Consider the following 8,371-nt stretch of genomic DNA (forward strand, 5'->3'; position numbering starts at 1 on the left):
TATGCGAAAAGATTACGTGGTCGTTGGAGGTATGGCGACTATGCCTTCGCGTGCCGATACCGCACCGATGGCGATTGAGAGCGCGCTAGCTAATGTCGACCATCTCTACCTCTATCTCGATAAGTTTGATGTTATTCCGAGTTATGCCAAACATGAACGGATGACAATTCTACGTTCACAGGATATGGGCGAGATCGGTGCTAACGGTAAATTGCTTGGTCTGTCGCTGTGTGATGGTGCTGACTACTATGCCTGTTTTGATGACGATATTTTATACCCGAATAATTTTATACAACGTCTCTATAGAGAGTGTGTGAAGTATGACGACCGTGTGGCAGCGGGTGTGCATGGCAGTGTGTTTGAAGCAGATATTGCATCATATAGACAGGATAGAAAGGTCTATGATGCGGTCAGTCGACTCTGCTTTGGAAAGCGGGTTGATGTGCTGGCCACCTGCGGGACATTGCATCCGATTGCGGCAATGAAGTTTGATGTAAATCAGTGGTCGGATGTGAATATGGTCGACCTTGGGTTTGCCTTCGAGGCAAAAAATGTGGGGCTGGGCCTAAGGGTAGTGTCGCGTCGAAAGCAATGGATCCAACGCCTAGGTCGGTGTCAGGCTGATAGCATCTACGCCAAATTACGCCAAGATGATGCGCTTCAAACCCTAAAGGTTAAAGAACTATTGGGACTGGGGGAGTAAAGCTGCTCTGCTTGCTGCAAGGGACGCGTGGTGAATACTAACTATGTATAAATATGCCCAGACGAATATTCAGCTCTATAGTCAGCTGCGTGCACTCAATTTTGATATTAATGCCGTTGAGCTGATATTTAAGGCCTACGAACTCTCGCTGGAGCTCTTTCCGTCGCATTTTCGTGCCAACGGCAGGCCGTTTCTATGCCATCTGGTCGGAACCGCGAGCATTATGGCTGAACACAAATTTCGGGTGGAACTGGTGGCTGCTGCACTGCTGCACTCGGTATATCTATTCGGTCAATTCGGAGATCCAAGGCCAGGTGTTACGGAGAGGAAACGTAAACAGGTGATTGCGGCTGTAGGTGAGGAGGTGGAGTCACTGGTTATGGTCTATACGGAATTCCCCTGGAGCAGAAGTGCGACTGGAGAGTATGCCATACAGTTCGGCCAGATGAGTGATCGTGATCGCGAGATTTTGATTATGCGCCTTGCAAACGAGTTAGAAGAGAATCTCGAATTTGAAATGGCCTATAGCCGTAAGGATCACTTGGCCCTCTACGAGGGTCGTGAGGATCAACTGAGATCGCTGGCCTTAGCGTTGGTTAATGATGAGTTTGCCGTCGAACTAAATGCCGTTATTAATCCGACGCAAACGAGTACGGTTTCAGAACGACTTAAACGTACCGACCGATGTCTTTTCTCCGCAGTTCCCACACCATGGTTGCATAGAGTTGTGGCCTATCTTTATAAAAAGAGACGTAAGCTTAATAAGCTGTTGTTCCGTTTCAAATAGTAATTAACGCCTGACGCGTTTTGGTAGGAGTGCCCGGCGCACGATACCGTACCAGTCGCGTCGTTCGAGTCGTGGTCTTTCGAATGGGTTGGTGCGCTCGCGTAGTTTGTAGAGCACTGTCACACCTCCTTCGCAGATCATTCGTAGCTCAAATCCAAAGCGTCCTTTCAATACGATGCCGAGTGGGCAGCCAGCGCGCAGCATCTTCTCGGCGCGGTCTAGCTGTAGGGTGATCAGGTCATCCATACGCAGTGCCTTGCGTTTCTCTTGTAGGTATTTCTCCCCAACGCCGAAACGTTTCATCTCATCCTGTGGCAGGTAGATACGGTCGTTTTCGTCGAAGTCCTGTCCGATATCCTGCATGAAGTTGATTAGCTGCAGGGCGCTGCAGACGCCATCGGAGAGGGCAAGGTTGCGTGGTGTGGCAGCACCGAACAGATGTAGCAGCAAGCGACCAACAGGATTGGCGGATCGACGACAGTAGTCCATCACCTCACCAAAGTCGGTGTAGCGTCGTTTCTCGACATCCTGACGAAAGGCGCTGAGCAGGTCGTGCAGTAGCGAGTAGGGGAGTGCGAAGCGTTCGATGGCATCGGCCAGGGCGATGAAGATCGGCTCATTGATGCTCTCTCCACGTTCCAGGGTATGCAACTTCTCGCTCATCGCATCGAGTTCGGCGTAACGCTGGTCGACGCTCAGATCACCTTCGTCGGCGAAGTCGTCGGCGGTCCGAGCGAAGGCGTAGATGGCCGCAATCGGTAGCCGTATACGACGTGGCATCAGCCAGGAGGCGACGGGAAAGTTTTCGTAATGGCTCTTGGCCATATCGAGGCAGTAGCGGTAGGCCGCCTTGATCTCTCTGGAGGAGGACATCGAAACTATTCGCTATCGCTGCTGGATGTTTCGGCCGACTCGACCCGGCGCGGTGCGCGTTCGATCTGCTGGCTATCACCGACCTCTTTCTTGGCACTGATACCCATCTCGGTGAACTTGCGCGCCGAGGGGAGAATGCGAGTGTCGAAGGAGCCTACCGCTTTATTGTAGTGATTCACGCTGCTATCAAGGCTTTTGCCTACCTTGGAGAGGTGATCGGCAAAGGTGGCGAGGCGATCGTACATCTCCTCACCCAGCTTACGAATATTCTCGGCGTTATCTGCCAGTGCCTCCTGACGCCAGCCGTAGGCAACCGCACGCAGCAGCGCGACAAAGCTGGTGGGGGTGGCAAGTATCACCTTGTCGGCCAGTGCATCCTCGAGCAGTTTACGATCGTTATCGAGCGCGGCGGTGAGGAACTGGTCACCAGGGATGAAGAGCACCACGAAATCGGGACTGTTTTTGAACTGCTGCCAGTAGGATTTGGAGGCGAGTTCTTTAACACGTTCACGCACCTTGCGGGTGTGACGGGCCAGTTCACGCTGGCGACTCTCGTCATCGGTCGCCTCAACGGCGCTGAGATAGGCGTCGAGTGGGGTCTTGGCATCGACGATGATCTCGCGCCCGTCGGGCATGCGTACGATCATGTCGGGACGTAGCGCACCCTCTTCGGTCTGCACCTGCTCCTGCTCGTAGAAATCGCAGTGCTCGACCATGCCAGCCAGCTCGGCGAGGCGCTTGAGTGTCATCTCACCCCACTGACCACGCACCTCGGGACGGCGTAGCGCCTGCACCAGATTGCGTGTCTCACCCTGCAGTAGGCGTTGCGCCTCGGCCATCGTCTCAAGGTGTTTGCTCAGTGAGCCGTAGGCGCTCTGGCGCTCGCTCTCCATCTTCTGGATCTGGCTCTCGGTCTTCTGCAGCGCCTCTCGGATCGGTTTGACCAGATTCTCAACCGCTTTTTCGCGTTGTGAGAGTTCCCCCTGTGCCTGGGTCTGGAACTGCTTCAGGTTCTCCTGCGCCAGCTTCAGGAACTCGGAACTGTTGTGTTTCAGTGCCTCGCTCGCCATCGCACCGAAGGTGTCGCTGAGCTGGCCACGCGCCTCCGCCTGCGCCTTCTCCAGTGCGGCGATCTTGTCGGCTGCGCTACGCTGTTCGTGTGCCAGCTCGCTACTGAGCTTGATCTTCGCCTCACGCAGGGTGGTGACCTCGCGTTGCGCACGCAGGTGGCCGATCAGCAGACCGAGGCCGAGGGCGAGCAGGGCGGTGATAATTACGACGGTGAGTTGTGTGGCATCCATGGGCTGGAATCATACCATTGCGGGCGATGTGAATAGCCCCCCGACGTGTCGGTGTAACGCAACTTTCATTTTTACCGCCAAGTTGCGTATAAATACGCCATTCTATTCATTCCAACCGAACAGTTTCGCAGCGCCTTCGCTGTAATTGGAGAGAGCAATGACCATCCGAATCGGCATCATCACCGCGTCCGACCGCGCCAGCGCCGGTGTCTACGAAGATATCTCCGGCAAGGCGATTATCGAGACCATGAACGACTACCTCACTTCATCGTTTGAGCCGGTCTACCGGGTGATTCCCGATGAGCAGGCAGAGATCGAGAAGGCGATGATCGAGCTGGCCGATAAAGAGGGGTGTTGTCTGATCGTCACCACCGGCGGCACCGGCCCGGCGCTACGCGATGTCACCCCCGAGGCGACCGAGGCAGTCTGTGAGAAGATGATGCCCGGCTTCGGCGAACTGATGCGCCAGACCAGTCTGCAGTATGTGCCGACGGCGATCCTCTCGCGCCAAACGGCAGGTATCCGTGGGAAGTCGCTGATTATTAACCTCCCCGGCAAACCCAAATCGATTCGCGAGTGTCTCGATGCCGTCTTCCCGGCGGTACCCTACTGCATTGATCTGATTGAAGGCCCGTTCCTCGAGTGCAATGAGGAAGTGATGAAACCGTTTCGACCCAAGGCGAAGTAGTATTCGCCTTTGTCACTGATCAAGTCGACCCGTAACGAGTGGTGCTAGTTTTATAGGGTGGGGAACGGATATTGAGGTGAGACTATGAGAAGAGAGATACGCTACATCTGTTTGGGCCTTTTTTTGCCTCTCTCTATGAACGGAAGTGTGCAGGCAGAGACAGACACAGCAGCAGAGCTGCAGGACCACCGTCAGCTAGTGGAGATGCCAGCCAAGACCCGCGCACTGATGCGCGCCGATATGCAAGATCATCTGGCAGCACTCACCACCATCTTTGCACTACTGGCTGACGATCAGTATGAGAAGGCGGGCGAGGTGGCCGAGCAGCGCATGGGCAAGAGCACGATGGGCAAGCACCGGGAGAGTGGAGTACCACCGGGGCGGTATATGCCGTTGGCGATGCGCGAGTTAGGCTGGGGCATGCATGAGTCGGCGAGTGAGCTGGCCGAAGTCGCCAAACAGGGCGATGTGAATAAGACCTACACTGCGCTGCAAAAACTGACGGCAGGTTGCGTCGGCTGTCACATGGCGTATCGAACACGATAACGGGGTTTGAAGATGGACTTAGATAAGACAAAATATTTTTTCCGCATTGTTCCCTTCAATGCTGAGGGTGAGCAGATTTCAGTGATCGATGTGCTGGAAAATTTCTCGGCGAATGAGCTTGATGCCTGGCTCGGCACGGTCGTGGCGCTGGCTGATGGACAACATACGGTACAGGAGCTGTTTGATCATCTGGGTGGTCACTATGAGGCAGGGCCGCCGGAGTCGTTTGAGACGACGCTTGGTTCGGTCTTCGATCGCCTGTTAGAGGCGGAGGTGATACGACTGGGCGATGAGCAGGTCGAGCTTCCCGAATATCTGGCCGTTCCTTTCAACCTGCAGGAGCGTGAAACGGCTATCGAGTCGATGGTCTCCGACGGTTACATCACCCAGGAACACCTCACCAAGCACTGATTCTAGAGCAGCGCACACCCGAATCAGGGATGTGCGCTGACGATCCCGTTACGACCCCATAAAGAACTCATTGTCGAGAGGACTTGGTTCAGGGTCGCGTGTCGGCTCCTTGGCCTTCGGCTTTGATTTACTCTTCTTCGGTTCAGGCTGCTTCACCTTGGTCCGCTTCTTACCCTTACAGTCGATATCGGCCTTGGTGGCACTCACCTGGCTCATATCGAGTTTACCCTTGGCGTTCAGGCTCAGTTTTAGGATCATCGGTACGGTAGTCACCGGGTCCGCATTGGGCTGGGTGATATGGGTGACGAGGTAGACCGGCTCCTTTTTTAGCTGCTCCTTGGTGATCAGGTACTGGGTGCCGAGACTGCTGATGCCCTTGATGGCGCTGCCAAAGCCGAGACGTGCCCAGATAGGCTCTTCGTAGACAGGCACGCGGAAGGTATCGAGCAGATTGGTACCGCTCTCCTGCCAGCCTCCCTCCTCATGCAGCACATGCTCACCATCGACCCAGCGGTCGTGGGTCCAGCTCACTGTCAGATTCCACTCCTGGTAGACATCGTAGATCCAGTATCCGACCGGACCACCGCGGTGGCCGCGAGGATCCTCGAGGTAGGCGGTCTGGAAGGTGCCGTCCCCAGGCGTATCGAGGATGGTGGTGCTGATCAGCAGCCCCTTGTCGTTGAACTTGCCGCCCACCCGAAGCTTGGTACCGCTCGGTTTGTGGGTGAACTTCTTCTTCAGCTTCTTCGAAACCGGGTCGTCGACGGTGTCGGGTTGTGCCGGCTCATCGCCGCCACCCATCATGCTCGATGGGCCCATGCCGAAGCCGCCACCGCCACCGCCGAGAAGACCGCCCAGGGCACCGCCGAGCATGCCGGTTGCCTTCTCGGTCAGACGTGCACCGCTGCCGACCTCACTGTTAGGGCCGACGCTGATGGCACGATTAGCGGCCGGGTCGGGGCAGATGGGTGGGGAACCGATAGCGATCTTTGGCTTCTTGGGACAGGGAACCTCGATGAACTTCTTCACGTTGTTGCGTTTAACCGCTTCATAGCCCGCCTCGGCCTCGGCGAGCAGCTTGCCGCAACGGTCGAGGTTGGGGTTACGTGCCATGGTGAAGAGCAGGGTGGCATCGCTTGAGGCTGCATCCGAGACCCGCTTCAGACAGGCATCGAGTTCGGTCTGCGCCTGATTGGCGGCCTGATCGCGAGCCTTGGCCGCCTCTTCACGTTTCGGTTTGTTACCCTCGCGCAGCTGATCAAGCTCCCCCTCCAGCTGTTCATGTTTGTCGTTGGCCTTGGCTAGATTGGGCCAATCCTCATCGGCCTGTTTGCGTAGTGCATCAAGCCGATCTTCTATCGGTTTTACCTCGCCCTCGAGTCGTTTCACCTCACGTAGCCATTTTGCGCGGTCGGCATGGAAATCGGCGATCAGGTTGGAGTAGGTCTGGGTGTAGCCGGTGATATTGTTGGCGCGGGAGAAGTCACTCGCCTCCTGCTGGGCACGATCGTAGTACTCCTCGGCCGCCTCCAGTTCCAACTTGGCGCGACGATAGTCGTCAAGTTTGTCGCCATGTTGTTGCTCAAGATTGTTGATCTCCTCATAGGTCGCTTTGAGGCGATCGCGAAGCGTCTGTGCAGCCTTGGCCGCATCCTCAACCTCTTTGTTCTTGGCGTTCTCGGCGTCGTCTAGTTTCTTGATCGCCGCTTCGAGCTGTTTGTTGGCCTCGGCGAGCGCGGCATCGTAGGCGTTCCAACAGGCGCGTCGGCGCTCCAACTGACACTCACTGGCATTAGCCTCAAGCTTCGCCTTCTCAGTGCGGATATTGGCGAGCAACTCATTGGCCTTCTCGATAGAGCGGCGCAGCTGCATGATCGACTCGCTGGCGCCTGCAATGGCAGCGCTGTTGGCAACCAGTTCACCCTCAAGTGTCCTGATGCGGCCCATACGCTCTTCATTCAGCCCCTGTATAATCTCGATGCCCATATCGATCGACTGCTTGAGTTCGCTTCACATAGCCATTGATCGCCTGCGCGGCGATGTCGGCAACCAGCATCTTGTTAAATCCACCCTTGTTGCCCGCCTCGATCGAGTTGACGACATTGGTTACCACACCATCGGCCACACCCTGAGAGACGCTGGGTGGAAACCCCTCGTCCTGAAGCATCTGTTTGATGCCAGATTTGGCCTGTGCAATCGCCTCCTCCTTGAAGGAGTTAGGGTCGAGTGCCGCCATACCCCCCATGCGCACTGATCCCGAAGCGGTCTCATCGCTACCGACCATGGTGTCGACCATCTCTTTTAATACTCGGGTTGGTGATGAGAGGTCTCCGGAGAGGAACTTGGCCGCCTCCCAGGCACCCTTGGAGATACTGCGCAGTACCTTGGCCGTCTGCCACGCCAGCACGGTGCGGTTGAGCTGATCCTGTGTCAGGTTGCCGGATTGGGTCAATGTTTCACGATTGGCGATAGTCAGCTCAAGAATACGCTCCATGCAGGCGCGGGCGGCGTAGGCCTTGTCCTCGGCCTCTTCCGCTGACCGCCATGGATAGCGAAGCGAAGGCGGTTAGTCCGCGATAGTCGACGCCGTCTGCCTATTCGTAGTTGAGAGCGTGAGCGAACGACGGAGAGCAAAAATAGCGACTCCCCGGGAGGGTGTTGAGCAGCCTCTGATACCACTCGCAGTCGGGGCCGTAACACTTCTCATCGCTCGCAATGGAGACCTGTGAACCTGCGGCCTGTAGGTTGGGGCTGAATGAAAGTGTAATCAGTAGTGCGGTGAAGATAGGAATGAGCTTCTGCCGCAGCATGCGAGGCCCCTTGGCTTGTTGTGTTTAGTTCTCAGCAGAATATAGACCAATGATGGCGATTAGAGCAGTGGCAATTTTCCAGCTGTGAGCCGTTGGAGGTATTCCGCTGATGATCGTAGCTGCGAATATTTCAATGTGCGCAGAGGCTGTTTACAAGCGCTGACCGCCATGGATAGCGAAGCGAAGGCGGTTAGTCCGCGATAGTCGACGCCGTCTGCCTATTCGTAGTTGAGAGCGAGAGCGAACGACGAA

10 protein-coding genes are annotated in these 8,371 nt (G+C 55.9%); 5 read left to right on the plus strand and 5 right to left on the minus strand.

The genetic code is table 11. The annotated features are described in order from the left end of the window. The first annotated feature begins 1 nt into the window (after position 1). The gene (locus BOW52_RS07065) at positions 2-703 is read left to right on the plus strand and encodes a hypothetical protein (RefSeq protein WP_078483386.1); all 702 of its coding nucleotides are present in this window, start codon (positions 2-4) and stop codon (positions 701-703) included. 43 nt (positions 704-746) lie between these two features. After that, a complete protein-coding gene (locus BOW52_RS07070) occupies positions 747-1,490 on the plus strand; it encodes a DUF6817 domain-containing protein (RefSeq protein ID WP_078483387.1) in 744 nt (247 codons plus the stop codon). Positions 1,491-1,493: 3 nt separating this feature from the next. Here the strand turns inward: BOW52_RS07070 and hpnC are convergent, their stop codons facing one another. Further along, entirely contained in the window at positions 1,494-2,363 is an 870-nt protein-coding gene (hpnC, locus tag BOW52_RS07075) for a squalene synthase HpnC (protein ID WP_078483388.1), read from the minus strand. Between the two features lie 5 nt (positions 2,364-2,368). Then, entirely contained in the window at positions 2,369-3,664 is a 1,296-nt protein-coding gene (locus BOW52_RS07080) for a DNA recombination protein RmuC (protein WP_078483389.1), read from the minus strand. Between the two features lie 157 nt (positions 3,665-3,821). Between BOW52_RS07080 and mog the strand changes: the two genes are divergently transcribed. From mog to BOW52_RS07095, 3 genes are all read left to right on the plus strand, one after another. Next, a complete protein-coding gene (mog, locus tag BOW52_RS07085; protein WP_078483390.1) occupies positions 3,822-4,352 on the plus strand; it encodes a molybdopterin adenylyltransferase in 531 nt (176 codons plus the stop codon). An 84-nt stretch (positions 4,353-4,436) separates the two neighbouring features. Next, entirely contained in the window at positions 4,437-4,898 is a 462-nt protein-coding gene (locus tag BOW52_RS07090) for a cytochrome c (protein WP_078483391.1), read from the plus strand. A 12-nt stretch (positions 4,899-4,910) separates the two neighbouring features. Beyond that, positions 4,911-5,309 (plus strand): hypothetical protein, encoded by a 399-nt coding sequence (locus tag BOW52_RS07095; RefSeq protein WP_078483392.1) that lies wholly within the window; start codon positions 4,911-4,913, stop codon positions 5,307-5,309. 48 nt (positions 5,310-5,357) lie between these two features. Here the strand turns inward: BOW52_RS07095 and BOW52_RS07100 are convergent, their stop codons facing one another. From BOW52_RS07100 to BOW52_RS07110, 3 genes are all read right to left on the minus strand, one after another. Further along, a complete protein-coding gene (locus tag BOW52_RS07100; protein ID WP_078483393.1) occupies positions 5,358-7,295 on the minus strand; it encodes a hypothetical protein in 1,938 nt (645 codons plus the stop codon). Further along, entirely contained in the window at positions 7,264-7,803 is a 540-nt protein-coding gene (locus BOW52_RS07105; protein WP_078483394.1) for a hypothetical protein, read from the minus strand. Before BOW52_RS07105 ends, BOW52_RS07100 begins: the two co-directional genes overlap by 32 nt. 100 nt (positions 7,804-7,903) lie before the next feature. Continuing rightward, positions 7,904-8,119, minus strand: coding sequence for a hypothetical protein (locus BOW52_RS07110; RefSeq protein WP_078483395.1), 216 nt, complete (start codon positions 8,117-8,119; stop codon positions 7,904-7,906). Between the last annotated feature and the right edge of the window lie 252 nt (positions 8,120-8,371).

Origin of the sequence: Solemya pervernicosa gill symbiont, assembly GCF_002020875.1 — a bacterium.
Lineage (GTDB): Bacteria > Pseudomonadota > Gammaproteobacteria.

What these genes read in the sequence shown, in the direction of transcription:
- mog (WP_078483390.1), top strand. Translation starts at nt 3,822, where the DNA reads ATGACCATCCGAATCGGCATCATCACCGCGTCCGACCGCGCCAGCGCC.
- BOW52_RS07105 (WP_078483394.1), bottom strand. Translation starts at nt 7,803, where the DNA reads ATGGAGCGTATTCTTGAGCTGACTATCGCCAATCGTGAAACATTGACC.
- BOW52_RS07095 (WP_078483392.1), top strand. Translation starts at nt 4,911, where the DNA reads ATGGACTTAGATAAGACAAAATATTTTTTCCGCATTGTTCCCTTCAAT.
- BOW52_RS07110 (WP_078483395.1), bottom strand. Translation starts at nt 8,119, where the DNA reads ATGCTGCGGCAGAAGCTCATTCCTATCTTCACCGCACTACTGATTACA.
- BOW52_RS07065 (WP_078483386.1), top strand. Translation starts at nt 2, where the DNA reads ATGCGAAAAGATTACGTGGTCGTTGGAGGTATGGCGACTATGCCTTCG.
- hpnC (WP_078483388.1), bottom strand. Translation starts at nt 2,363, where the DNA reads ATGTCCTCCTCCAGAGAGATCAAGGCGGCCTACCGCTACTGCCTCGAT.
- BOW52_RS07100 (WP_078483393.1), bottom strand. Translation starts at nt 7,295, where the DNA reads ATGGGCATCGAGATTATACAGGGGCTGAATGAAGAGCGTATGGGCCGC.
- BOW52_RS07070 (WP_078483387.1), top strand. Translation starts at nt 747, where the DNA reads ATGTATAAATATGCCCAGACGAATATTCAGCTCTATAGTCAGCTGCGT.
- BOW52_RS07090 (WP_078483391.1), top strand. Translation starts at nt 4,437, where the DNA reads ATGAGAAGAGAGATACGCTACATCTGTTTGGGCCTTTTTTTGCCTCTC.
- BOW52_RS07080 (WP_078483389.1), bottom strand. Translation starts at nt 3,664, where the DNA reads ATGGATGCCACACAACTCACCGTCGTAATTATCACCGCCCTGCTCGCC.